Below are 24,107 nucleotides of genomic sequence, written 5' to 3' on the forward strand. Positions count from 1 at the left end.
GCCTAATGTTTTTTGAGCTTTTCCTTATGCTTGATTACCTGACGATCCAATTTATCTACCATGCTATCGATGGCGGCATACATATCTTCGTTTTCTGATGAGGCAAAAACCTCGGCACCGCTTAAGTGCATCGTGGCCTCTGCTTTCTGCGAGAGTTTTTCCACGTTAAGGATCACATGCACATTTGAGATGTGATCAAAATGACGTTCCAGTTTACTAAACTTGGTATCAACATAATTACGCAAAGAATCGGTTATCTCGATGTGATGACCTGTAAGATTAATTTGCATAGTTCGTCTTCCTTATAATTCGGCCTAAATCAGGCTCTTGCGTTGGTTAGACGGTGGAATCGACAGTGATTCCCGGTATTTTGCTATTGTTCGCCGGGCAACTTTTATGCCTTGGTCAGCCAACAATTGAGCAATTTTGCTGTCGCTTAGTGGTTTACTGGGCTTCTCTGCGGCAACCAGTTTTTTTATTAAGGCGCGGATCGCTGTAGAAGAACACTCTCCGCCTGACTCAGTGGCCACGTGACTGGAGAAGAAATACTTCAGTTCAAAAATACCGCGCGGGGTATGCATGTATTTTTGTGTGGTCACCCGCGAAATCGTGGATTCATGCATATCCACCATCTCGGCAACGTCATTGAGGACCATTGGTTTCATCATTTCCGGGCCGTGTTCAAAAAAGCCCATCTGTTGTTGCACAATACAGTTAGCCACTTTCAGCAGTGTTTCATTGCGTGATTCCAGGCTCTTAATAAACCATTTGGCTTCCTGCATATGCGAACGGATAAATTGCGAATCAGAACTGTTACGGGCCTGACGGCTCATTGCAGCATATTGCTGATTTACGCTTAATTTTGGCAGGCTGTCGGGATTCAGTTCTACTATCCAACGGCCTTTCTTCTTAGTTACCGACACATCCGGAATAACATACTCTGGCTCCTGCGTGATCAGCGCACTGCCCGGACGAGGATTAAGGGTTTGCAATAACCGCATGGCTTCACGCAAATCGTCTTCTTTCAGACGAGATTTACGCATCAGCGTTCGGTAGTCTTTGCTACCCAGCAGATCGGCATATTCCTCAATCAGGATTTTCGCTTCGTTTAACCATGGGGTATCCGGAGCAAATTGTTTAAGCTGAACCAGAAGGCACTCCTGCGGTGTGCGTGAGCCTGAACCAATCGGGTCGAACATCTGAATGCGTTTAAGTACGCATTCTACTTCGTCAACCTCAACCGGCTCTTCCATATCTTCAGTATTGACGCTCTGCAGGATATCTTCAACTGTAACCGTTAAATATCCTGACTCGTCGATAGAATCGATAATGGCAATAGCAATCGCCCGGTCAATGTCACTGAAGGGAGTCAGACGCATTTGCCACAACAGATGGTCCTGAATGTTATCGGTGGTTTCGCCCTGGAAAACCTGCTCATCTTCAGAGGAAGACGGGCCCGGTGCGGGGGCAGATGAGGCCGAGTAATATTCATCCCAGGTACTGTCGATAGGCAGTTCGTCAGGCAGCTCGTTTTTTTCCAGCGCCTCGTTGGTGTCCATCTGGGTATCACTGCTGGCAGTGGCTGCCGCATCGGCTTCTGCGTCCAGATTGCTTTTTTCAATGGCGTCGTGATCGCCTGAGTCATCTACTTCAAGCAGCGGATTAGAGTCGAGCGCTTCCTGGATTTCCTGCTGTAAATCCAGGGTAGAAAGTTGCAGCAGTTTAATCGCCTGCTGCAATTGTGGCGTCATTGTGAGTTGTTGACTAAATTTGAGCTGTAAAGATGGTTTCATCTACTTCTGTTCTAAACGCCTTGCTTATTGTTAATAAAGACAATACAGGTTTGTCTGATGTTCTTAACTATAGCCTGAATTGCTCACCCAGGTATACATCCTTCACTTTTTGATTACTTAAAACCTGTTCCGCGGTGCCCTGGGCAATCAGTTCGCCCTGGCTGACAATATAGGCTTTTTCGCACACGTCCAGTGTTTCTCTGACGTTGTGGTCTGTAATCAGAATGCCAATACCACGATCGCGCAGGTGTTGTATGATCTTCTTTATATCATTAACCGAAATCGGGTCAACTCCTGCAAAGGGTTCATCGAGCAAAATAAATTTAGGGTTAGCGGCCAGTGCCCGGGCAATTTCTACCCGCCGGCGCTCACCACCCGATAAACTCATCCCTGTACTATTACGTATATGGTTAATATTAAATTCGTCAAGTAGTGCATCGGCTTCATTTTGCCGTTGCGTCGCAGTCAGGTCTTTACGAGTTTGTAATATTGCCATGATATTATCAAAAACGCTTAACTTTCTGAAAATAGAGGCTTCCTGGGGTAAATAGCCGATACCGTTGCGCGCGCGCTCATGCATCGGCTGGCGGGTTAAATCCATATCGTCGATACGAATATCCCCCTTATCCAGGCTAACTAAGCCAACAATCATGTAAAACGTAGTGGTTTTGCCCGCACCGTTAGGACCCAGCAGGCCTACGATCTGACCGGCAGAAACTTCTACGCTGACATCCCTGACAACCTGCCGGGACTTATAAGACTTCGCTAAGTGTTTGGCAGTCAGGGTGGTCATTCGTTGTCGTTATCCTGTTGGTCGTCCTGATTTTCCTCAGCTTCTTCGCGGACTGATTCGATATCCTCAAAACTAAACACGGTGCGCACGCGGCCTTCGCCACTGCCATCGCCGGTGGCTTTAAGCTGTTCTTTATCCATGTCGTAAACAATGGTTTCGCCCTTAACCACACTGGTATTCTGATTAAGCTCGGCGTCGCCACTGAGTGAAATAGTACGGTTTGCCACTTCGTAACGAATTTCAAAAGCGCGGGCTTCAACTACCCGGCCATCGTCCAGCGTCTGGCTGTAAACTGCCGGCTTGCCGGTAGCAATAAAGACTTCTTTGCCTTTACCTCCGCCTGCTTCGACTTCTACGCGGTCGGCCTGAATACTTAGCGTGCCCTGGGTGACCTGCACGTTATCAATCAGAATAGACTTTTTATTTTTGCCATCCAGAAACTGCGATTCAGAAAATACTTCGATATCTTTTTTAAAGTCTGACTTGGCCGCCAATACCAACGCCGGCGAAACTGCCAGGGTAAGGCTAGTTAGCAGGGGAATAAGTCGTTTGTACATGTTGATTTAACTCATAAGTTTTATTCAGTAGGTTGGCGCGAAGTCCGTTACTTAAAATTAGGAAGTCAGGCCCCGAGATTTCCACATTGGCGTCAGACACCATGGTTTGTTCGTCTAAATCAATTTCCAGGTAATCGGTGGTTACCCGCTGCACAAAATCAGCCTGATTTTCACTCACAATAATAACGTTGTTTTCTAACTGTATCATATTGTTATCATACAGCGTGCCTTCATCGGCCACCACCTGCCACGGCGGTTCGCCGGATTCCTGGTAAATGGTGTACTGCGGGGCCGAAAATAACACAAAGCCCAGTTGCTCATAGTTTTCCATGGTCGACGAAAACACCTGGTGCACCCGCTGACCGGACTCATTGTACAATGTGGTGGTAAGATTGCGTGCTTTATATGATGGCGTAATGGCCAGAATGTCTTCGTCGGGTGTGATCAAAGGCTCTTCAGACATAAATGTGGGTATGTACAGCAAGGATGCAAGAATAAATAAGCTGGCAATACTTAGGCCGACTTTATTCATACACTGGCTCCTAAAATGCCACTTAAAGCGTTATTCGCTTGCAGCAAGGTATCACAAATTTCGCGCACGGCACCAAAACCACCGGGTAAGGTGGTGATCCAGTCAGCCTGCTGCAGCACCTGAGGATGGGCATCTTTTACTGCAATCTTTATCCCGCAGTGACGATACATCCCGGTATCCGGCATGTCGTCGCCCACAGCGGCAACCTGATCTGCCGTCAGATCAAGCTCGCTCATTAGCGCTTGCAGCGCATCGGCTTTGTTTTCTTCACCCTGAATAATATGCGATACCTGTAAAGAGGTCATTCTGTCGGCCACAATTTTTGAGCGTCGGCCGGTGATTACGGCAACCTGAATCCCGGCGTTAACGAGTGCTTTTACACCATAACCATCGCGGGTATGAAAAGCTTTTAACTCTTCGCCCTGATTACCCAGATAAATACGGCCATCAGAAAACACCCCATCCACGTCACAGACCAGCAGTTTAATGTGCTTTAGCTGAACATAAAATGAAGAGGGGAGTTCAGTGTATAAAGTGGCAACCATAGTCATTACAGCACTCCGGCTTTGAGCAACATATGCATATTAAACGCGCCAACAGGACGCTGGTTATCATCTACTACCAGCAGGGCAGTAATTTTATATCGTTCCATTAAATTAAGCGCTTCGACCGCCAGTTCTCCGCTACGGGAAGTTTTACAGTTTCTGGTCATTACCTGTTCGACGCGGGTGTTGTGGATATCCAGCCGTTCATCCAGCAGGCGTCTCAGGTCGCCATCGGTGAAAACGCCCAGCAGCTTTTGCTCGTCATCAACAATACCGGTTAATCCCAGCCCTTTGCGGGAGACTTCCAGCAAGGCGTCAGACACCGTAGCCTGTTTGGATACCAGTGGAATATCATCGCCGCTCAACATGATATCGGCCACTGTAAGTAACAGTTTGCGACCCAGGCTGCCACCGGGGTGGGACAGGGCAAAATCGTCTGAGGTAAAACCGTTGGCATCCAGTAACGCTACCGCCAGCGCATCTCCCATAACCAGGGTTACGGTGGTGCTGGTGGTCGGGGCTAGTCCCAGGGTGCAGGCTTCCTGCTCAACACCAATATCCAGAGTGACGTCAGCGTATTTGCCCAGCGTACTGTCGGGACGATTGGTCATGGCAATCACCGGCACATTCAGCCGTTTTACCACGGGTAATAAATTAATTAATTCGCCGGTTTCGCCCGAATTAGAAATGGCCAGCAATATATCGTTGCTACCGAGCATGCCCAGGTCGCCGTGGTTGGCTTCGCCTGGATGCATAAAAAAGGCGGGAGTACCGGTGCTAGCAAAGGTTGCCGCAATTTTATTGCCAATATGGCCCGATTTGCCCATCCCGCTTACCACCACTTTACCCTGGCAGTTTTTCAGCAGCTCACAGGCCTGGATAAATTGCGCGTCAAAGCGATCGCTCAGAGCGGCGATGGCGGCTTGTTCGATGCGGACAACCCGCTGAGCTGACTCGATGTAAGATTCTTGTTGTTGTGATGACTTTGACATTAGGCAAATAACCAATACAGATAAACCAGATAGCAACAAAGCAGCACGGCTGCCTCACCACGGTTGATACGTCGGGTACCGCGGAAATTAAAACTAAACACTAATAATAGCAAGGTCAGGCCCAGCATCACCAGTGCGTCCCGATGGGCGGCATTTTCGTCCAGTAATCCTGGCGCAATTAAGCCGGGCATACCTAACACGGCCAGCAAATTGAAGATGTTTGACCCAATCACATTGCCCAGCGCCAGATCATCCTCACCTTTAAGCACACCGGCAACGCTGGCGGCTAATTCCGGCAGGCTGGTGCCAAGCGCAATAATGGTTAAACCAATAACCAGATCGCTCATTCCCAGGTACCGGGCGATATTAACGGCGGAGTCTACCATAAACTGGGCACTTACCGGCAATAGTACCAGGCCGGTAATAATCCAAAACGCGGCATGGCTTGTGGGGACGGAGGAGGGGATCTCGTCGTTGGTCTCATCTATCAGCGGATCGCTTTTGTCCACTTGTAACGACATCCAGGCCATGCCGGCCAGCACGACTACAAATAACACGCCTAAAACAACCCCTTCGGCAAACGATAGCTCACCATCGAACAAAAAATACACCGCCACAAGATTAATAGTGACTAACAGCGGGAATTCGCGTTTTAACGTAGAAGAGGATACCAATAACGGTTTAATCAGTGCGGTGATACCAAGAACCAGAGCAATGTTGGTGATGTTGGAACCCAACGCATTGCCCACTGCGGTATTGGGATTACCATTATACGAAGCGATAGCGGATACCACTATTTCTGGTGCAGAGGAGCCCATAGCCACAATAGTCAGCCCTATCATCATGGGAGAAATTCCCACGTTTTTGGCCAGAGCAGAGGCGCCATAAACAAATTTGTCTGCACTCCAGCTAAGTACCGCGAGTCCGGCCAGAAAAATAGCAAGCTGTAATATCACTGCAAAACCTGTATCCATGTAAAGGTTTATTCTCGCAAAAAAAGCATGCTATGCCTATGTTTTGCATGTTAGAAATCAGCAGCAATTAAAGCAGGAATACCAACTGATGATGAATCGGATTAGTGCTCTGAATGGATGTTGAAAACCTCTCAATTGAGTAAAGCAGGTGTGCTGAAGTCCTATCGTCAGGGAACAATTGCTTGTGTAGAGTGTCGGAGTTTATAACGTTAAAATTTAAAGCGGATTTAATAACCTTTTGATTATTTTATTAATTATTTAGGGATGTTCTGGTTATTAAATATACCTACATGAATGTATGTTATTTTCTTATACTATGGTAGTATTTCAATTTAGTGATTGGTGCCAGCCAAAGCATTTACCTGACGAGGTTAATTCGACAATATCGAATAATCCGATTAGGTAATTATAACGGATTATTGGTATATAAAACGGGATAATAAAAAACTAATATACTTCACTTGTGTTATAAATTGTAACCTTTTCGGTTTAGGTGGTTTACGATAATCAGCTTACAATGAGACCGTTAGAGATAAACCGGTGACAACTCAGCAGGCCTGCCGCACAGGGCAGACCAGCACAGGAAATGCAAAGTAATATGGACTATTTAGTCAACGTAAAAAATATGACTTTTTCCCGTGGGGAACGCGTTATTTATGACGGGATTTCTCTGCGTGTACCGAAAGGCAAAATTACTGCGGTTATGGGCCCCAGCGGCATAGGTAAAACCACGCTGCTCAGATTAATCGGGGGCCAGTTGCTCCCCGACAGCGGTGACATTACCTTTGCTGGTGAGTCGATTCCGTCGATGAGTCGTAAATCCCTTTATCATACCCGCCGTCGCATGAGCATGTTGTTTCAGAGTGGCGCACTATTTACCGATATGAGTGTGTTTGACAACGTGGCATTCCCGCTGCGTGAACACACCAAATTATCAGAGTCCATTATCGCTACCATTGTTGCGCTTAAGTTACAGGCGGTGGGATTACGCGGTGCTGCGCACCTTATGCCCAGTGAGCTGTCTGGTGGTATGGCCCGCCGTGCGGCACTGGCCCGGGCAATTGCTCTGGATCCGGACCTGATCATGTACGATGAACCTTTTGCCGGACAGGATCCTATATCCATGGGCGTACTGGTAAAACTGATCCGCGAACTGAATGATGCGTTAGACCTTACCAGCATTGTGGTTACCCATGATGTTACCGAAGTGCTGACCATTGCCGACTATATTTATATTCTTGCCGATCAGCGCGTTATTGGTGAAGGAACCTCGGAACAAATTAAAAACAGTGACTCAGAACTGGTTCAACAGTTCCTGCAGGGGAAAGCCGATGGTCCGGTACCATTTCATTACCCGGCAGAAGATCTGCGCTCAGCATTTTTAGGAGAAAGCGATTGAACTGGATACAACAAACCGGTCGCCATACGCTGGAATGGGTAGCAGCCGGAGGCCGCGCAGGATTAATGTTATTTGGCGCGCTGGTTGCCGCACCGAGTGTGAAAAACATTCCGCTGACAATTCGCCAGCTTTATGTGGTAGGTGTGCAGTCGCTGGCCATTATCATCGTGTCTGGCTTGTTTATAGGTATGGTAATGGCGTTGCAAGGCTATACCATACTGACGGATTACGGTGCAGAAGGCAGTCTGGGGCCGATGGTGGCTTTATCCCTGCTGCGAGAATTAGGGCCGGTGGTTACGGCATTACTGTTCGCCGGTCGCGCTGGTTCGGCACTGACTGCCGAAATCGGTCTGATGAAAGCCACAGAGCAGCTCAGCAGCCTGGAAATGATGGCGGTGGATCCACTGCGCCGGGTAGTAGCGCCGCGCTTTTGGGCTGGCATGATGGCCATGCCCATGCTGGCGCTGATTTTTTCTGCCGTGGGTATTTTAGGCGGACATTTAGTGGGTGTTGACTGGTTAGGCGTAGACGCCGGCAGTTACTGGTCAATTATGCAGGCAACGGTAGATTGGGACAAAGACGTAGTGAATGGCGTAATAAAAAGCCTTGTTTTTGCCCTGGTTGTCACCTGGATTGCCATATTTAAAGGTTATGATTCGATGCCAACCTCAGAAGGCATCAGTCAGGCAACCACGCAAACCGTGGTGTTTTCGTCATTGGCTGTATTAGGGTTGGACTTCGTGCTCACCGCCCTGATGTTTGGTATTGAATAAGGGGGCAGGAGAGATGAATCGGTATAAAACGGAATTAATGGTAGGTGTATTTGTCCTGATGACAGTTGCAGCACTGTTGCTACTGGCACTTAAAGTGGCGAATCAAACCGTGGTGACAGACGGCGACACCTATACCTTATATGCCAAATTTGAAAACATTGGCGGTTTAAAAGTACGTTCGCCGGTTAAAGTGGGTGGCGTAACCATAGGTCGCGTTAGCAGCATTAAACTGGATAAGGATGATTACAGCCCGGTGGTGGAGTTAACTATCCAGAGCGAGTACAACGAATTCCCGGAAACCAGTTCGGCGTCGATACTGACTTCTGGCTTACTGGGTGAGCAATATATCGGATTTGAACCCGGATTTACCATCGATGGGGTTGAAAACCTGGCTGACGGTGACTACGTGGAAGACACCAGCTCAGCGTTAGTGCTGGAAGAACTGATTGGTCAGTTTCTGTTCAGCCGCAATAGTGAAGAATAATGGCAGTCTGCCGGTCTTAGTTGTTAAACACCGCAGTGAATTGTCAGGTTAGGAGATAGAAGTTGAAAGCAAAATTAGCCGCATTTTTTACCGTACTGTTAATGGCCGTGATGCCAGTAAGTGCACAGGAATCACTGCCCGAGGTAAACACTCAGGATCCTTATAAAATGGTGGAACAGGTGGGTAATCACACCTTCGCAAGAATTAAGGCCGCGAAAGATGACATCGCTAAGAATCCGGAAATTTTGCGTGAAATTATGGAGCAGGAATTACTGCCTTACATTGATTATCAGTACAGCGCCTTTAAAGTGCTGGGTAAGCACTTTGATATGAAGAAAACCAGTAAGGAAACACTGATTGAGTATATCCGTGTGTTTCGCCAGTATCTGGTGACCACTTATGCAGCGGCGCTAAGCTACTACGATGATCAGGAAGTGATTTTTTCACCGCCCAAGGATTTTGAGGGGGATAAAAATGTTACGGTGCGAGCGCTGATTCGTGACGGTGAACGCCCGGACATCGATGTTGCCTTTAAAGTACGCAAGAGCGGTAAAGCTGACGACTGGAAAGCCTATGACATGGTGGCAGAAGGTATCAGTATGCTGCAAAACGAGATTAAGCAGTATGAGCCGGTAATGCGTACCGAGGGGATTGATAAAGTGATTGAAATTATGCGCGACCGCATTGCCAAGCCTATTCAGTTGCAATCGCTGGATGGTAAGTCCAAACAACAAGGTAGTGAAGAGTGAGTGACAAGCAAGCAATCGAACTGACTGGTGCACTGGACCGCCACACCCTGAGTCAGGAGTGGTGGGCCTCGCTGGCTGCTGAACAACAGCAGCGACTGCGTGCTACAGGTCACTGTGAGTTCGATTTTAAGGCGGTAGAGCGGGTAGATAGCGCGGGTCTTGCCTGGACCTTAAATGCGATTCGCGATGCAAATGCGCAAGGGGTTAAAATTACCTTGTGCAACCTGCCGGAAAAAATGCTTAAATTGGCCAATATCAGCGAACTCGACGACGTTTTGCCCGTCGCTTAACCACCTTAGTGCTGGAGAGTCATGGACACTAAAGAAATAGAAAGTTTATTAAAAGAAAAGCTCGATCTTGCCGAAGTTTACGTAAAGGGCGAAGGTTCGCACTTTACGGTTATTGCTGTCAGTGATGCCTTTGCCGAAATGAGCCGGGTTAAGCGTCAGCAAGCCGTTTATGCTCCCCTGAATGCGTTTATTGCCGATGGTTCTATGCACGCGGTTTCTATTAAAACTTTTACTGAAAAAGACTGGCAGCGCGAACGTCAGTTTAATCTGCCGCAATAAACCACGCAGGATTCATCAGTGGATAAACTCATTATTAAAAAAAGTCCGCCGCTGAGTGGCGAGGTGGTTATTTCTGGTGCCAAAAATGCCGCTCTGCCACTATTGATGACCAGCTTGCTTACGGCGCAGCCATGTCGCTACAGCAATGTACCTAATTTAAAGGATATCAGTACCACCAAAGCTTTGTTAAAAGATTTAGGGGTAGGCGTAGAGCAGCAGGATATCAATACCGTATTGTTGCATGCCGCCGAGTTAACCAGCGACACCGCAACTTATGATTTAGTGCGCACCATGCGTGCTTCTATCCTTGTTTTGGGGCCCTTACTGGCCAGGCTTGGCAAAGCCAATGTCTCTTTACCCGGTGGTTGCGCCATTGGTGCCCGCCCGGTCAACCTTCACCTTGAAGGGCTGGAAAAAATGGGCGCGGTGATCAGCGTAGACGAAGGTTATGTGCGCGCCAGCGTAGATGGCCGTTTGCAAGGCGCTCGCATTTTTATGGATATCGTTAGTGTCGGGGCAACCGAAAACCTGATGATGGCCGCAGCCCTGGCTGAAGGCGAAACCATTATAGAAAATGCCGCCCGCGAACCTGAGATCGTCGACCTGGCGAATTGTCTTAATAGCATGGGAGCACGAATTTCCGGCGCTGGTACCGACAAAATTCGTATCCACGGTGTCGAGGCACTGAATGGCTGCGATTATGCGGTCTTACCCGATCGCATCGAAACCGGCACTTACCTGGTTGCAGCCGCGGTCACTGGTGGCCATATAAAGTGTGTAAATGCAGCACCAGAAACACTTGATGCGGTGTTATCCAAGCTGCAACAAGCCGGGGCAGAAATCACCACAGGTAAAGACTGGATTGAATTGGATCGCCGTAACACGCCGCTGCAGGCAGTGAAGGTGAAAACCGCACCACATCCGGGATTTCCTACCGATATGCAGGCCCAGTTTGTGGCACTTAATGCGGTAGCCAAAGGAACCGGCGTGATCACCGAAACTATTTTCGAAAATCGCTTTATGCATGTGCCGGAATTGCAAAGAATGGGCGCTGAAATTGCGCTGGAGACTAACAGTGCGGTCAGCAAAGGCGAATCTGTGCTCAAAGGGGCGCCGGTAATGGCAACTGATCTGAGAGCATCAGCGAGTCTGATTATTGCCGGTTTGGTTGCCGAGGGCGAAACCCATATCAGCCGTATCTACCATCTCGACAGAGGCTATGAATCCATTGAGCATAAGCTGGGTGGCTTAGGTGCAGTTGTCGCCCGGGTCAGCGAATAAGCCCGGTTTAGCCGCAATATCCGTTACTTTGCAAAATCGCTAAAACCCGTTGCTCATTAAATTCAATATTGTGTTTAGTGAGCTCGGGAATAAACTCCGCCAGATGCTGACCGGTAATCGTGCCGGGAAACGCTTTTTCCACATTTTGCCTGGCAATATGCAGCGATAAATTGTTACTGCCATCGGCCAGTAAAAACTGCGCCACCATACCGGTTTCGCCGCCTCGTCGAATTACCTCAGATACCGTCTCGATTGCGCCGGGTGTGCCAAGCTGCCAGTCAGAAATAACCGCGATAGACGCAAACTTTTCCAAACCATGCTCATTACGAAAACGCGAGACATCCCGCGCGTAATCAGTGGCGCATTTTTCTGACCAGGTACCGCGAAAAAATAATAGCAGCAGCGAGCCGCTGAGATGAATGGTGTAGCTACCATATTTAAGGGTCGGGCTGGAATCTACCTTGCTGATAATGTCTTCCAAGTTAACGCTCCAGAACTGCTTTTCCGTATTTTTTATGATAGGCGACAAATCGTAAATTAGCGCAACTATTTTAAAATATTTACTGAAGGTGGAGTTCTGCTACCGTTACCTGCATGGTAAACAAGCTTGCATTGCGACTGACTTCCAACTCAAGTACGGTGCCAGGTTCGGTTTCGGCAATCATATCCAGTGCTTTGGAGGCGCTTTCAAGGCGGATGCCGTCGATAGACATAATGATATCACCGGGGCGTAACCCTGATTGTGCGGCCGGCGAATTAGGCGTTACAGCCTTAACCTCAATGCCAGGGCCACTGCGTTTTTCTTCGCCGATAAAACCAAGCTGACCGCGGGTAACCTTACCGTTGGTAATAATGTCTTCCATAACTCTGACAGCCAGTTCGTAAGGCACGGCAAAGTTAATACCGTCAACAATATAAACGCCACGACGCTCGTCGCGGACCTGAAAATTGGCATTGGTGATCCCCACCAGATAGCCGTTGCTATCAACCAAAGCACCACCTGAATTACCCTGGTTTAGTACAGCGTCAGTCTGGATAAAATCAACATAACTATTGGATAAACCATTACGGCCAGCGCGGCTGACAATCCCCTGAGTAACTGTTTGCCCCAGGTTGTATGGGTTGCCAATTGCCATAACGACATCACCTACACGTAAATCCGGCTCATCAAGCTGGGGGATGACATGCAGGTTATCTTCGTTCACTTTTAACACCGCCAGATCAGTCAGTTTGTCGGTACCAACAATTTGCGCTTCGGCAACGCGGTTATCCTGCAGGGCCACAAAAATACTGTTGGCATCCTTAATAACGTGATGGCATGTCAGGATATAGCCCGACTTGGTCATGATAACGCCAGAGCCAAGACTTGTGCGCTGTCTGGCCTGATTGTTGTAATAACTGGGACTGTTTTCGATGCTTACACTGTAGATGTTTACGACAGCCGGGGCAGAACGGCTGAGTGCGGGATAATAGGTTTCCCGCTTTGCACTTTGCGGCGTTTCGGCAAACCAGGTGGCGCCAAAGCCGGTTCCCTGACGAAGATCAGGCACCAAAAACAGGATCAGTAGCGCAACTACCAGTCCTAAAATTATCGAACGGAAAAGAAATGAAAAGAGTTGTCTGCTCGCCACGTTGATTCTATTTTATTTAACGTTGGGCCTGCCACAACCCAGTTATCATTGCAATTTTGTTAAGCATACCATTTTCACCATGGCGGATATAAGTAGTTTTGCTAAACAAGCGGGAAAACCACATTTTTTATTCCGTCACACCGGATGCTGTTATTGCAGCTATCCGGTATCTTCTGAACAGCTGGCTTATTTATTTCGTCATGCCGGAAGCTGCTTTTGCAGCTGTCCGGTATCTCCCGAACAGCGTAGCTTCCGTAAGTATCCTTTGGGAGTTGGATAGCCTTTTAAGGAGATACCGGCTCGGAGGCCGGTATGACGGTGTCGTTTGAAGGCTGATGATATCTCTGTCTTCGCCGAATGTTCGCAGGAAATAGCTGGCTTATTTATCTCGTCATGCCGGAAGCTGCTTTTGCAGCTATCCGGTATCTCCAGAACAGCATGGCTTACGTGAATGTTTATTTTTGGCTAGGTAGCCTTTTCAGGAGATACCGGCTCGGAGGCCGGTATGACGGTGTTGTTTGAAGGCTGATGATATCTCTGTCTTCGCCGAATGTTCGCAGGAAATAGCTGGCTTATTTATCTCGTCATGCCGGAAGCTGCTTTTGCAGCTGTCCGGTATCTCCCGAACAGCGTAGCTTCCGTAAGTATCCTTTGGGAGTTGGATAACCTTTTCAGGAGATACCGGCTCGGAGGCCGGTATGACGGTGTTGTTTGAAGGCTGATGATATCTCTGTCTTCGCCACATGTTCGCAGGAAATAGCTGGCTTATTTATCTCGTCATGCCGGAAGCTGCTTTTGCAGCTGTCCGGTATCTCCAGAACAGAATGGCTTACGTGAATGTTTATTTTTGGCTGGGTAGCCTTTTCAGGAGATACCGGCTCGGAGGCCGGTATGACGGTGTTGTTTGAGGGCTGTTAATAAAACCTGTCTTGCCTGAATTTTCACAGAAAACAGCCGTATTTTATTCCGTCTTACCGGAAGCTGCTATCGCAGCTATCCGGTATCTCCAGAACAGTATGGCTCAGGCAAAACAACTTTTAACATGGCAGGCGAGGCGGCAATGACGGTCTTGTTTGAGTCTGTTGTGAATTATTTGCCTGATAGCGGTACTACAAAAAAGGCGACCAACTGGTCGCCTTTGCTTAAAGCTTGTAACGCATTACTGACGAATCACCACGTACAGGGAAGCGTTTCCACGACGTACGTTCATAGCAATAACACCTTTGGTGTTTTCGATAGCAGTGCGGAACTCCATTACGTTGGTTACACGCTGACGACCGACGCCAAGGATAACGTCTTCTTCACGCAAACCAATGCGGGCTGCGGGCGAACCTTCGGCCACTTCGCTTACCAGCACACCATCGTTACCGTCGGCATCTGCGCCGTTGATCAACGTTGCACCCTGCAGTGCGGCATGGATTTGTTCAGCGACGACTTCGTTCTTGGTTGCATCATCCAGTACCACGTCAAGGTTCAGCTTTTCACCCTTACGGATAACGGTCAGCTCAACTTCGGCACCCGCGCCCATACTGGCTATCTTGGCACGTAACTCGGCAAAGCTGTGCAGCTCTTTATTGTTAATGGCAATAATGATGTCGCCTGCCTGAATACCACCTTTAGCCGCAGCTGAGTCAGGTTGAACCTCGCTAACAAAGGCGCCTTTGTTAAACTCGGAATTCATCGCCTCGGCCAGGCCCTGGTCTACATTGTTGCCCAGAATACCCAGTAAACCACGGCGTACCTCACCGAATTCGGCAATTTGATCAACCAGGTTTTTCATCATGTTAGATGGAATGGCAAAGCCAATGCCCACGTTACCGCCATTCGGGCCGAAGATAGCGGTGTTAATACCTACCAGTTCACCATGCAGGTTAACCAGTGCGCCACCGGAGTTACCGCGGTTAATCGCCGCATCAGTCTGAATAAAATCTTCGTACCCACCGATGTTTAAGCCAGAGCGGCCAAGGGCACTAACGATACCCGAAGTCACGGTTTGCGATAAACCAAAGGGGTTACCAATGGCTACCACAAAATCCCCCACCCGGGCTTTATCAGAGTCTGCCAGGGGCAGGGCAGTGAGGTCGTCAGGTTCGATTTTAAGTAACGCAACGTCACTTTGCTCGTCTTCACCGAGTTTCTTCGCGGTAAATTCGCGGCCATCGGTGAGTTTTACGGTAATCTCATCTGCGTTAGCAACCACGTGAGCATTGGTTACCACATAGCCCTTATCAGCATCAATAATGACACCAGAGCCTAAACCGCGGAAAGGGCGCTCCTGCATTTGCTCTGATGGACCACCAAAGAAATAACGGAACATCTCGGGGACTTGCTGACGCGAGGTTTGGGTTCCCTCCACGGCAATACTCACAACGGCTGGCATGGCTTCTTCAAGCATGGGGGCCAGTGTGGGCACTTCTTTTTTACTGTCACCAAAAAAAGGAAGAGCCGCCTGCGTTGATACCGACATACCAAGGGTACTGGTAACAATGGCTGATACCAACACAAGCTTTCGAAAAGACTTATTCATAGACACATACACTCCTAGTCTCATTGCGTTTCGCAACTACCTTCCCACAGACTATATGTTTGCCTTAAAAGTTCCGTGAGTTATTTTTTCTCTGCGGCAGATGGTTCAGTATTGCCGACAAATAACCCAGAACTTTGATTAGCGAAATCCCGGGGTTGGGTGTCACTATTCGCGTTAGGTTTAGATTTTTCTGCACCTTTCAGGTTGTTACGTAAATAGGCGGTCGTATGCTCGCCAAAAAACGGTACGGTTGGTACAGCGTCTGAATCCGTGGCTTCAAGTAGTTCTTCGTATTCAGATACTCCCTGTTTAAGGGCATTACACTGTTTTTCAATAGCCTCAATGGATTGTTTAACCTGAAAAATGTGATGTTGTGACTGTTGCGCCAGCAGTTCTTTAATCGCTTGTTCTGCGGCTTGATTGGCTTTAACGGCCCCTTCTTTGGTGTACATATAGCGGGCAACAAAAAAACCAATAATCAAACCGATTGCCAGCATTGCTAAAGGGATAACCACTTCCATTATTTTCTCCAATATTACAGTTAACCGGAAATCAAACGACAGGCTGGATCGTCTCACTCCCGCTGCCAGAAATCGACAGTAAGTGCATAGTATGCATAACTGAGACTATAGCAAGAGCTATTGTATTTTGCGCTGACATATTGTGGCAAATTGTGTCATCTGTTGCCTTTTTCTCCAGTTATCCGGAAGGAATGTTTTTTTGCCAGGCAAAGATTGCGCCTTTCGGCGCGCTGGCGTTGGTGTTAGTGCAAATTTAAGGCATAATACTAAGCCATTCAGGGCATAATTTGCCCTACCAGACAGTGCCGCCAGGCACTGCGTAGTGCTGGCACGTTATAAAATCCATTTTTATGTATGCGATATCCGGCGGTTGCTCTGCTTAAGCCCGACATAAAGATTGAGTCTCGACAGGAGAAATACAGGCGATGACGCCGTGGGAAAAATATCAGCAAGACCTGACACGCGAGGATTTTAAACACGATCCAGCCCAGGAAAATGCCGTCCGTGAGTTACAGCGGTTGTACGAAGATTTGCTTAAACAGCCCGAATCACAAGGTGGTCTGGCCGGTAAAATTAAATCGCTGTTTGGCAACAAACCCACGCCACAAACAGTACAGGGTATTTATTTTTACGGTGGTGTTGGCCGCGGTAAAACGTATCTGGTAGATACGTTTTTTCAGTGCCTGCCCTTCGAAAACAAAATGCGAGTGCACTTTCACCGCTTTATGCACCGGGTCCACGAAGAACTCAAATTACTTGGGGGTAAACAGGATCCGCTGGATATCATCGCCACCAAGCTGGCCGGTGAAACCCGTATTATTTGCTTTGATGAGTTTTTTGTATCCGATATTACCGATGCCATGATCCTCGGGACGCTGATGGAAGCCTTGTTTGCCCGGGGAATTGTGTTGGTGGCAACTTCTAACATCGTGCCTGATGAGCTCTATCGTAATGGTCTGCAACGGGCACGTTTTTTACCGGCCATCGCGCTGATCAATAAGCACTGTAATGTGGTGAATGTAGACAGTGGGGTGGATTATCGACTGCGTACCCTGCAACAGGCTGAGATTTACCACTATCCGCTGGATGACCAGGCTACCGTTAATCTGCATAATTATTTTGTGCAACTGGCCCATGGCGAAGGCGATAAAGACGCGACCATCGAAATCAACCACCGTACTTTGCAAACCATTCGGGATTCAGACAGCGTTCTGATGATCGACTTCAAAGTACTTTGTGAAGGCCCGCGCAGTCAGTCAGATTACATCGAACTCAGTCGTTGCTACCATACTGTGCTGTTAGCCAATGTTAAACAGATGGGACAAGGCAATGATGATGTGGCCAGACGCTTTATTGCCATGGTGGACGAGTTTTATGAGCGACACGTTAAGCTGATCATGTCAGCACAGGTCGCTCTCGATGCCTTGTACACCGAAGGCATGCTAAACTTCGAGTTTAAACGTTGCCTGAGCCGGTTGCAGGAAATGCAGTCTCACGAATATTTGGGCAGAGAACACTTACCTTAACAGATAAAAGTCGTTAAAATTCGGGCCACAAACCCTGCGAACAACGTTATTACCGCATTTATTGCCGTTAATGTACGCAACGACCAAGCAAGATACGAGAAGAGATACCAAAGATGGGAAGAGCTTTCGAAGTAAGAAAAAACGCCATGGCCAAAACGGCCGGTGCGAAGACAAAGGTTTACTCAAAATACGGTAAAGAAATTTACGTATGCGCGAAAAACGGTGGTCCGGATCCGGATACTAACCTGTCGCTTAAGCGGCTAATGGAAAAAGCCAAAAAAGATCAGGTACCCAGCCACGTTATCGAAAAAGCCATAGATAAAGCCGCTGGCGGTGCTGGTGAAGACTTTGTTCCGGCGCGTTACGAAGGGTTTGGCCCGGGTAACTGCATGGTCATTGTTGATTGTCTGACCGACAACAACAACCGTACTATCACCGACGTACGTAACTGTTTTACCAAAACCGGCGCTAAAATTGGCGCGCCTGGTGCGGTATCTCACATGTTTGAACATCAGGCAATTTTTGTGTTCGCCGGCGACGATGAAGACGAAATTCTGGAAATTCTGATGGAAGCAGACGTTGACGTAACCGAAGTAGAATGTGAAGACGGCAAGATTACTGTTTACGCACCACACACCGAGTTCTACAAGGTGAAAACAGCACTCACCGACGCCAAGCCGGAACTGGAGTTCGAAGCAGAAGAAATCAGCTTTATTCCACAAACCGAGGTGGAAATCAGTGAAGATGACATGCCAATGTTCGAAAAATTCATGGAAATGCTCAACGACTGTGACGACGTGCAGGACGTTTATCACAACGCCATCACGCCAAACTAATCGGTAGAGTTAGTTCCAAATAAGATTGAAGCCCGCGAATGCGGGCTTTTTTGTCATTATTCCAGCATAAAATCGGCTTGTTCAAAGGCCGCCTGAATGTATTTAACAAACACGCTTAAGCGCATCGCCATGTGCCGGTTGGGCGCATAGAGTAACGAAATCAGCAAGGGTGGTGGCTGCCAGGCCAGTAATACCGGCTTAAGCTGGCCGTTACGAATAGCCTCGCCCACAATAAACGCGGGTAACAGCGCCAGCCCCATGCCTTCTATTGCAGCCTGCTTAAGCACATCACCGTTGTTAGAACTTAAAACACCGTTTATACGTGTCCGATGGGTTTTATTCTGAAACTGTAAATCCCAGAAATTGCCATGGACCAGATTGCCATAATGCAGACAGGGCATGTCCTTTAATGCATCCGGAGTGAGTGGTTCGCCAATGCGCTCCAGCAGTGACGGCGCAGCACAAATGCAACGCGAGGTATAGGTGATATCGTGCTCAATCAGCGCCGGATTAGTATCGGGCGGGCCAATACGCAAGGTCATATCAAACTGATTAGACAAGGGATCGCGCTTTTCGTCAGATAGAGCCAGCTGCACCTGAATTTGTGGATACTCACGCATAAACCTTAGTACCACCGGCGTAAGATGGGTTAAGCCAAAAGACATTGGGGCATTAATTTTTATGGTGCCGGAGAGACTTTGCTGATCTTGTTGTAACTGAGATTCAGCATCGTCAAGACTCTCCAGTACCGGCAGAATGTTTTCCAGGTATGCCTGCCCGGCGTGAGTGAGATCCACCTTACGGGTAGTACGGTTAAACAGGCTCACCCCAAGACTGTCTTCCAGCCAGAGTACCTGCCGGTTAAGTTGCGAGCGAGACAGCCCCGAATGGCGGGCTGCGGCGGCGAAGCTACCTAACCGGGCAACGCCAACAAAGGCACGCATGGCCGTAAGTTTATCCATGATTGCAGTTTTATTGTTGCATTATATGCGACAGTGTATCTGAAATTGTGCTTATTGTCCTTTTTCACGTGATTGATAAGATCAATTCAACAGAACAAAGGAACCAATTATGTATATTCGTAAAGCGGCCGAACGCGGCCAGGTAGATTTAGGCTGGCTACAGTCACAGCATTCATTTTCGTTTGGACATTATTACGACGAACGCTTCATGGGTCATGGCCCGTTGCGTGTTATCAATCAGGACGTAGTGCAACCGGCCGGTGGTTTTAGTGAGCATGGGCACGCCAACATGGAAATTATTTCTTATGTGTTAAATGGCGAACTGGCGCACAAAGACAGCGAGGGTAATGAGTCGGTTATCCGCCCCGGTGACGTACAAAAAATGACCGCGGGTACCGGTATTCGCCATAGTGAGTTTAACCACAGTAAGCAAAACACCGTTCAGTTTTTACAAATCTGGGTCGTGCCTAATAAGATGAACGTTGCTCCCGGTTACGTGCAAAAACACTTTTCCGCGTTACTTACGCCAGCTCAGGCACCAACGCTGATTTTCTCCGAGCAGGGCGAGGGTGAATCGTTGCCTGTGTATCAGGACGTTAATGTGCTGGCTGGTCAGCTGGCCGACGACACAACCTGGGACTATGCCAATCAGGCCGGGCGGATCGGTTGGTTGCAGGTCGTTAGTGGCAGTGCCACCGTTAACGGTGAGACTGTCAGCGCTGGTGATGGTGTGGCCTTTGGTGCTGGCGAGGCAGCGCAGGTAGCGAGCAGCAAAGACCTGCATATCCTGTATTTCGATATGCCAGCAAAATAAGCCATAGCGCGCAGCAGCGAACTTAGCTACAATGCGCGCCGGAGTTGGCCAGGCAATCGCCGCTTTCGTAAGAAAGGGGAGGAAAGTCCGGGCTCCAGAGGGCAGGGTGCCAGATAACGTCTGGGCGGCGTGAGCCGACGACCAGTGCAGCAGAGAGTAAACCGCCTAAGCGCTTCGGCGCCGGTAAGGGTGAAAGGGTGCGGTAAGAGCGCACCGCGCAGCTGGTAACAGTTTGTGGCACGGTAAACTCCACCCGGAGCAAGACCAAATAGGCCTCCTATACGTGCGGCCCGCACGGGAGGCGGGTAGGTTGCTTGAGCCAGTGAGCGATTGCTGGCCTAGAGGAATGATTGCCGCTCGCAAGAGACACAGAACCCGGCTTACCGGCCAACTCCGACTTTTCCTACTATTTCTGGCAACGCGTTAAGCGTGTTGCTAACTCCTAACTCATCATTACCCATAAAACGGCTCATCTGCTGGAAGGTCATTCTCTTTACTGCAATACATATCCTCGTGCTTAGCCAGGTTTAGTCCGTCTATCGTTGTCGATGCAAACCTGCGGCCGTCTGGATAAATCGTCGGAATGCGGTTAAGTTATAAACAGACTGCATTAAATTCTGCCGCATGCGACCTGGAAGTTTGTATCAATGAATGTGTTTTTAACCGAACTTAAGCGCCGTAAGGTCATTAAATCTATGTTGGCATACCTCGGCATAGCCTGGGTTATTCTACAGGTTGTCGAGGTGTTCTCCGGTTTAATCGATATGCATCCTCTGGTCGGCCCAACGGTAATTTTAACCTTAACCTGCGGTTTACCCATTGTGGCCTACTTGTCGTGGCACTTTGACATCAGCCTTGAGGGGATTCACCGTACCGCCGAAGTCGATGGTGAATCCCTGAAGCCCCTGGGGCCTGGCAGTTGGCTTGGACTCGCGGGTATAGCTGTTTTATGCGTTTTTATCGGATTGCATTTTTTTACCAATATTAGCCAGGAGTATAAAGCCGGGCAGGAGGGCCAGAAGCAGGTTATGCAGGCGGATTCCATCGCTGTACTTCCCTTTACCGATCAGAGTCCGGAGCGTGATCAGGACTATCTGGCTGCTGGCCTGGCTGAAGAGCTTACCAGTATCCTTGGCAGAACCGAGGGATTCAGGGTTGCCGCATCAAAATCCAGTCAAATCCTGGCTGAAAAAGGCCTGCCGCCAGTGGATATTGGTCGGCGACTCAAGGTACAAACGGTGTTAACCGGCAGTGTCAGAGCGCAGGGAAATCGAATTAAAATTCGAGTGGAACTGGTAAATACCCAGAATGGCCACACTTTATGGACCGAAAACTTTTTACGCGAATTCTCAGACGTATTTAAACTGGAGAGCGAGATTAGTCGGGCGGTAGTGAATTTATTACAGGATAAATACATCGAGGCCGGGTCATTTCAGGCGTTGTCGTCCACTTCAAATACCGATGCGTACGTTATGTACTTAAAAGGCAAAGCCCAGTACCGACTGCAAACCGCCGAGTCGATGAAATCTGCCAGAAAGCTCTTCGAGCAGTCCATTGCACTGGATCCGGAATATGCTCAGGCGTACGTGGCACTGGCCGACACAATTGCCCTGCTCGCCGAGGGCGAAAGCCGTTTTGGTATTCTTGATACTCATATTGCGGCGCAACTTGCCCGGCAGAATCTGGATAAAGCCATTGTTCGCCAGCCAGACAACGCGGAGGCATTCGCGGTGAAAGGCTATGTCGAATACATGACGGAGCAGTACGATACGGCTTTAACCGATTTGAACAAAGCACTGTCATTAAATAAGAACTTGTCAGTGGCTTTTATGTGGCGGCATTTTGTCCATGAGGCGCTGAATCACCACGAGCAGGCTCTTGAGGATCTGCAGCAAGCCTACGAGTTCGACCCGGTTTCCAGAGCTAATCTGGCAAATCTGGGATTTGAGTATTCCCGCCGGGGCCAGCACGACAAAGCCAAAACCTACCTTACGCTGCTGATTAGCGATTTTCCGGATTACCCGCAAGCTTACGTTAATATGGCTGATGCCAGTTACCTGGCCGGTGAGCACGCGCAAAGCCTGGAAAACTGGCTCAAAGCCTATGCCTTATCAAAAGATAACCTTAACTACCGTAACAGTGCTGCCAATATCTTAATTGAGCTGGGCTTAACCGCCAAAGCCAGACAACTCGTTGCCGAGGATGATGTGACCTATCAGGCGTTTATTCTGGCACGTGAGCGTAACAGCGAAGCACTGGAAGAATTGCTGGCTTTTCAGGTTGCCAGTGACCCTGACGATCACTGGGCAAAAATGGAGCAGGCGATTTATCTTGGCTGGATGGGCAAGACTCAACAAAGCGCAGAGCGCTTTGTCGAGTTAAAGTCGGTAATTGATCAGAGCGACTGGTATCAAATGCCGTTTTGTTCCCCCGCTGTGGAAATAGCCTGGGCGGCTCAGCAGTTAGCCATTGTTAAGTCAGCTGACAGTCCTGAGTTTAAGCAATGTGAGGCACTATTACGTATCGAGAACAAGGTATTTAAAGACAGCTATTTATTATACCTGGCAGCACGGCTCAGTGCGTTAAAAAACGATGAACAGGGATTTATTAACCATTTTAATCAAGCGCTGGCTGCGGGGTGGTTACAGTGGTGGACCGAATTTGATCCGCTGGTCAACACGCTGTTTACCAGCAGCAGTGAAGCCCGCAAGCTACTTGAGCAGCACAACCAGAAACTGGCAACAGAAAAACACAAGGCCGATAAAATCGACCTTGCTGCCTATCTGTAAAACGCCCTTCAGGATAACCGGCGACGCCTGACTACCAGAAAAGCCAGACACGCCCACAGGCTAAATGTTGCAGGGGCTGCCACATCCTGAACTCTGGCCTTTATTGTCAGGGTTTCGGTAAAGCCCCCTTGCACATTAAAAGTCAGTGAGTCAGAAGCGTAAAGCCCACTACTGACAAAGCAAAAATCATCCGGTTCTACAACAGTGGTACAGTCCACGCTTAACGGACTATGTTCATCCTGATAATAGAAAAAAGTTTTATCACTGCCAGACTGCATGGTTACTGAAAGGTCAATGGTGTAGTCGCCCATTGGCATATCCACGGGGATAACCGCGTCCAGAAAAACCATTCCTGCGTTTGAATAAATCGGGTTGTTAAAGTCATTATAATAAATGAGGTGATTACCGCCTTCATGGTCGATAAATGTGTCCGAACCGGTAAATTCCCAGGCATCACCGTTCTGGTTAGTCAGAGTCCACAGGATGTCGTAGCTTGCGGCCCCGGGAAGGTAGGCAAAAAAGCTGCCGAAGGTAAACAAACTTTCATCAGTGTAGAACTCATAACTGCAGCCGTTCCAGTCGGGCAAATATTCTGGCGGGATAGACTCGTAGGTTGACCAGTCCATTTCTTCGTAACAATCCTGATCAGGGACCGGTATCAGATGCTGGTTACCATCGGTAAAATAGTGTCTGGGGGAACTACCTAACACCGACTGATAGTTATTCGCCGACAGTGTAATACCATCGGGCCCAACAACGGTGTTGGCATCCTCTATAAGGTAGTAACTTTGCGGAGCGGTTGAGGTTTTTGAGCCTCTGCCTCCGCCTCTTATCAGGGCTGATTCTGCAATAGTGGAATAAAGCAGTCCGGCTAAAACGGTAAATAAAACTAAACTGGTGTGAAACTTCAACATGGCGTACTCCTGCCAATAAGGCTGTGTGCTGTGATTGCTTTTTCAGGCAATATTTTTGTTTTTATTCACTCATCCTAGTCTAGTAACAACCACTGTACAATTATTGATCAGCCCTTCGAAGCGGCTTGCCGCTGCATCCTGAGACG

The 24,107-nt window shown here is 48.5% G+C and carries 25 protein-coding genes and 1 other RNA gene; 12 read left to right on the forward strand and 14 right to left on the reverse strand.

All coding sequences use genetic code 11. The features are described from left to right. Positions 1-2: 2 nt before the first annotated feature. The 8 genes from hpf to BFC17_RS12035 form a co-directional block, all read right to left on the reverse strand. Positions 3-290 (reverse strand): ribosome hibernation promoting factor, encoded by a 288-nt coding sequence (gene hpf, locus BFC17_RS12000; RefSeq protein WP_070176721.1) that lies wholly within the window; start codon positions 288-290, stop codon positions 3-5. A gap of 24 nt (positions 291-314) precedes the next feature. Beyond that, positions 315-1,793 (reverse strand): RNA polymerase factor sigma-54, encoded by a 1,479-nt coding sequence (locus tag BFC17_RS12005; protein ID WP_070176722.1) that lies wholly within the window; start codon positions 1,791-1,793, stop codon positions 315-317. Between the two features lie 67 nt (positions 1,794-1,860). Further along, positions 1,861-2,586 carry an LPS export ABC transporter ATP-binding protein gene (gene lptB, locus BFC17_RS12010; RefSeq protein WP_070176723.1) on the reverse strand — a complete coding sequence of 242 codons (726 nt, stop codon included), beginning with the start codon at positions 2,584-2,586 and terminating at the stop codon, positions 1,861-1,863. Then, the gene (gene lptA, locus BFC17_RS12015) at positions 2,583-3,143 is read right to left on the reverse strand and encodes a lipopolysaccharide transport periplasmic protein LptA (protein WP_070176724.1); all 561 of its coding nucleotides are present in this window, start codon (positions 3,141-3,143) and stop codon (positions 2,583-2,585) included. Before lptA ends, lptB begins: the two co-directional genes overlap by 4 nt. Continuing rightward, positions 3,112-3,675 (reverse strand): LPS export ABC transporter periplasmic protein LptC, encoded by a 564-nt coding sequence (gene lptC, locus BFC17_RS12020; protein ID WP_070176725.1) that lies wholly within the window; start codon positions 3,673-3,675, stop codon positions 3,112-3,114. The genes lptA and lptC overlap by 32 nt, the downstream gene beginning before the upstream one ends. Then, entirely contained in the window at positions 3,672-4,220 is a 549-nt protein-coding gene (kdsC, locus tag BFC17_RS12025; protein ID WP_083271751.1) for a 3-deoxy-manno-octulosonate-8-phosphatase KdsC, read from the reverse strand. The genes lptC and kdsC overlap by 4 nt, the downstream gene beginning before the upstream one ends. A 5-nt stretch (positions 4,221-4,225) precedes the next feature. Continuing rightward, positions 4,226-5,212, reverse strand: a complete 987-nt coding sequence (locus BFC17_RS12030) for a KpsF/GutQ family sugar-phosphate isomerase (protein ID WP_070176727.1) — start codon at positions 5,210-5,212, stop codon at positions 4,226-4,228. After that, positions 5,212-6,168, reverse strand: a complete 957-nt coding sequence (locus tag BFC17_RS12035; RefSeq protein WP_070177183.1) for a calcium/sodium antiporter — start codon at positions 6,166-6,168, stop codon at positions 5,212-5,214. The genes BFC17_RS12030 and BFC17_RS12035 overlap by 1 nt, the downstream gene beginning before the upstream one ends. 616 nt (positions 6,169-6,784) lie before the next feature. Between BFC17_RS12035 and mlaF the strand changes: the two genes are divergently transcribed. The 7 genes from mlaF (at position 6,785) to murA (ending at position 11,441) form a co-directional block, all read left to right on the forward strand. Next, positions 6,785-7,585 carry a phospholipid ABC transporter ATP-binding protein MlaF gene (mlaF, locus tag BFC17_RS12040; RefSeq protein ID WP_070176728.1) on the forward strand — a complete coding sequence of 267 codons (801 nt, stop codon included), beginning with the start codon at positions 6,785-6,787 and terminating at the stop codon, positions 7,583-7,585. Then, on the forward strand, positions 7,582-8,358 hold the full coding sequence (gene mlaE, locus BFC17_RS12045) for a lipid asymmetry maintenance ABC transporter permease subunit MlaE (protein WP_070176729.1): 777 nt from the start codon (positions 7,582-7,584) through the stop codon (positions 8,356-8,358). The genes mlaF and mlaE overlap by 4 nt, the downstream gene beginning before the upstream one ends. Before the next feature lie 13 nt (positions 8,359-8,371). Continuing rightward, positions 8,372-8,842, forward strand: a complete 471-nt coding sequence (gene mlaD / locus BFC17_RS12050) for an outer membrane lipid asymmetry maintenance protein MlaD (RefSeq protein ID WP_070176730.1) — start codon at positions 8,372-8,374, stop codon at positions 8,840-8,842. A 62-nt stretch (positions 8,843-8,904) separates the two neighbouring features. Further along, the gene (locus BFC17_RS12055; RefSeq protein ID WP_229680945.1) at positions 8,905-9,591 is read left to right on the forward strand and encodes an MlaC/ttg2D family ABC transporter substrate-binding protein; all 687 of its coding nucleotides are present in this window, start codon (positions 8,905-8,907) and stop codon (positions 9,589-9,591) included. Next, on the forward strand, positions 9,588-9,881 hold the full coding sequence (locus BFC17_RS12060; RefSeq protein WP_070176731.1) for an STAS domain-containing protein: 294 nt from the start codon (positions 9,588-9,590) through the stop codon (positions 9,879-9,881). The genes BFC17_RS12055 and BFC17_RS12060 overlap by 4 nt, the downstream gene beginning before the upstream one ends. A 21-nt stretch (positions 9,882-9,902) precedes the next feature. Next, entirely contained in the window at positions 9,903-10,160 is a 258-nt protein-coding gene (locus BFC17_RS12065) for a BolA family protein (protein ID WP_070176732.1), read from the forward strand. Between the two features lie 18 nt (positions 10,161-10,178). Beyond that, positions 10,179-11,441 carry a UDP-N-acetylglucosamine 1-carboxyvinyltransferase gene (gene murA / locus BFC17_RS12070; RefSeq protein WP_070176733.1) on the forward strand — a complete coding sequence of 421 codons (1,263 nt, stop codon included), beginning with the start codon at positions 10,179-10,181 and terminating at the stop codon, positions 11,439-11,441. A 7-nt stretch (positions 11,442-11,448) separates the two neighbouring features. On the opposite strand, the gene BFC17_RS12075 is transcribed toward murA, so the two are convergent. The 4 genes from BFC17_RS12075 to BFC17_RS12090 all read right to left on the reverse strand — a co-directional run bounded on the left by BFC17_RS12075 (position 11,449) and on the right by BFC17_RS12090 (position 16,120). Next, the gene (locus BFC17_RS12075; RefSeq protein WP_070176734.1) at positions 11,449-11,922 is read right to left on the reverse strand and encodes a hypothetical protein; all 474 of its coding nucleotides are present in this window, start codon (positions 11,920-11,922) and stop codon (positions 11,449-11,451) included. Positions 11,923-12,001: 79 nt separating this feature from the next. Further along, a complete protein-coding gene (locus tag BFC17_RS12080) occupies positions 12,002-13,072 on the reverse strand; it encodes a trypsin-like peptidase domain-containing protein (protein ID WP_070176735.1) in 1,071 nt (356 codons plus the stop codon). A gap of 1,159 nt (positions 13,073-14,231) precedes the next feature. Continuing rightward, positions 14,232-15,599 carry a DegQ family serine endoprotease gene (locus tag BFC17_RS12085; protein ID WP_070176736.1) on the reverse strand — a complete coding sequence of 456 codons (1,368 nt, stop codon included), beginning with the start codon at positions 15,597-15,599 and terminating at the stop codon, positions 14,232-14,234. Between the two features lie 80 nt (positions 15,600-15,679). Then, positions 15,680-16,120, reverse strand: a complete 441-nt coding sequence (locus BFC17_RS12090; protein ID WP_070176737.1) for a ZapG family protein — start codon at positions 16,118-16,120, stop codon at positions 15,680-15,682. A 425-nt stretch (positions 16,121-16,545) separates the two neighbouring features. Here BFC17_RS12090 and zapE point away from each other — a divergent pair, with 425 nt between their 5' ends. Both zapE and BFC17_RS12100 read left to right on the forward strand, forming a co-directional pair. Beyond that, complete coding sequence (zapE, locus tag BFC17_RS12095) at positions 16,546-17,646, forward strand: cell division protein ZapE (RefSeq protein ID WP_070176738.1); 1,101 nt, start codon at positions 16,546-16,548, stop codon at positions 17,644-17,646. A gap of 113 nt (positions 17,647-17,759) precedes the next feature. Beyond that, on the forward strand, positions 17,760-18,482 hold the full coding sequence (locus BFC17_RS12100; RefSeq protein ID WP_070176739.1) for a YebC/PmpR family DNA-binding transcriptional regulator: 723 nt from the start codon (positions 17,760-17,762) through the stop codon (positions 18,480-18,482). A gap of 56 nt (positions 18,483-18,538) precedes the next feature. Here the strand turns inward: BFC17_RS12100 and BFC17_RS12105 are convergent, their stop codons facing one another. Beyond that, positions 18,539-19,444, reverse strand: coding sequence for a LysR family transcriptional regulator (locus BFC17_RS12105; protein WP_070176740.1), 906 nt, complete (start codon positions 19,442-19,444; stop codon positions 18,539-18,541). A 109-nt stretch (positions 19,445-19,553) separates the two neighbouring features. Here BFC17_RS12105 and BFC17_RS22810 point away from each other — a divergent pair, with 109 nt between their 5' ends. The 3 genes from BFC17_RS22810 to BFC17_RS12120 all read left to right on the forward strand — a co-directional run bounded on the left by BFC17_RS22810 (position 19,554) and on the right by BFC17_RS12120 (position 23,047). Further along, complete coding sequence (locus BFC17_RS22810) at positions 19,554-20,258, forward strand: pirin family protein (RefSeq protein ID WP_083271703.1); 705 nt, start codon at positions 19,554-19,556, stop codon at positions 20,256-20,258. Positions 20,259-20,298: 40 nt separating this feature from the next. Continuing rightward, an RNA gene (rnpB, locus tag BFC17_RS12115) (RNase P RNA component class A) lies at positions 20,299-20,657 on the forward strand. 248 nt (positions 20,658-20,905) lie between these two features. Then, positions 20,906-23,047: a hypothetical protein gene (locus BFC17_RS12120; RefSeq protein ID WP_070176742.1), complete on the forward strand. Its 2,142-nt coding sequence runs from the start codon at positions 20,906-20,908 to the stop codon at positions 23,045-23,047. Positions 23,048-23,055: 8 nt separating this feature from the next. On the opposite strand, the gene BFC17_RS12125 is transcribed toward BFC17_RS12120, so the two are convergent. Then, positions 23,056-23,961, reverse strand: a complete 906-nt coding sequence (locus tag BFC17_RS12125; RefSeq protein ID WP_070176743.1) for a hypothetical protein — start codon at positions 23,959-23,961, stop codon at positions 23,056-23,058. Positions 23,962-24,107: the final 146 nt, after the last annotated feature.

Origin of the sequence: Marisediminitalea lipolytica, assembly GCF_001758465.1 — a bacterium.
Classification (GTDB): domain Bacteria; phylum Pseudomonadota; class Gammaproteobacteria; order Enterobacterales; family Alteromonadaceae; genus Alteromonas; species Alteromonas lipolytica.

Excerpts from the sequence above, each read along its gene's own strand:
- BFC17_RS12125 (WP_070176743.1), bottom strand. The coding sequence starts at position 23,961 with ATGTTGAAGTTTCACACCAGTTTAGTTTTATTTACCGTTTTAGCCGGA.
- zapE (WP_070176738.1), top strand. The coding sequence starts at position 16,546 with ATGACGCCGTGGGAAAAATATCAGCAAGACCTGACACGCGAGGATTTT.
- lptB (WP_070176723.1), bottom strand. The coding sequence starts at position 2,586 with ATGACCACCCTGACTGCCAAACACTTAGCGAAGTCTTATAAGTCCCGG.
- BFC17_RS12090 (WP_070176737.1), bottom strand. The coding sequence starts at position 16,120 with ATGGAAGTGGTTATCCCTTTAGCAATGCTGGCAATCGGTTTGATTATT.
- BFC17_RS22810 (WP_083271703.1), top strand. The coding sequence starts at position 19,554 with ATGTATATTCGTAAAGCGGCCGAACGCGGCCAGGTAGATTTAGGCTGG.
- mlaF (WP_070176728.1), top strand. The coding sequence starts at position 6,785 with ATGGACTATTTAGTCAACGTAAAAAATATGACTTTTTCCCGTGGGGAA.
- lptA (WP_070176724.1), bottom strand. The coding sequence starts at position 3,143 with ATGTACAAACGACTTATTCCCCTGCTAACTAGCCTTACCCTGGCAGTT.
- BFC17_RS12030 (WP_070176727.1), bottom strand. The coding sequence starts at position 5,212 with ATGTCAAAGTCATCACAACAACAAGAATCTTACATCGAGTCAGCTCAG.
- BFC17_RS12005 (WP_070176722.1), bottom strand. The coding sequence starts at position 1,793 with ATGAAACCATCTTTACAGCTCAAATTTAGTCAACAACTCACAATGACG.
- hpf (WP_070176721.1), bottom strand. The coding sequence starts at position 290 with ATGCAAATTAATCTTACAGGTCATCACATCGAGATAACCGATTCTTTG.
- BFC17_RS12120 (WP_070176742.1), top strand. The coding sequence starts at position 20,906 with ATGAATGTGTTTTTAACCGAACTTAAGCGCCGTAAGGTCATTAAATCT.
- BFC17_RS12085 (WP_070176736.1), bottom strand. The coding sequence starts at position 15,599 with ATGAATAAGTCTTTTCGAAAGCTTGTGTTGGTATCAGCCATTGTTACC.
- mlaD (WP_070176730.1), top strand. The coding sequence starts at position 8,372 with ATGAATCGGTATAAAACGGAATTAATGGTAGGTGTATTTGTCCTGATG.
- lptC (WP_070176725.1), bottom strand. The coding sequence starts at position 3,675 with ATGAATAAAGTCGGCCTAAGTATTGCCAGCTTATTTATTCTTGCATCC.
- BFC17_RS12065 (WP_070176732.1), top strand. The coding sequence starts at position 9,903 with ATGGACACTAAAGAAATAGAAAGTTTATTAAAAGAAAAGCTCGATCTT.
- BFC17_RS12105 (WP_070176740.1), bottom strand. The coding sequence starts at position 19,444 with ATGGATAAACTTACGGCCATGCGTGCCTTTGTTGGCGTTGCCCGGTTA.
- kdsC (WP_083271751.1), bottom strand. The coding sequence starts at position 4,220 with ATGGTTGCCACTTTATACACTGAACTCCCCTCTTCATTTTATGTTCAG.
- BFC17_RS12100 (WP_070176739.1), top strand. The coding sequence starts at position 17,760 with ATGGGAAGAGCTTTCGAAGTAAGAAAAAACGCCATGGCCAAAACGGCC.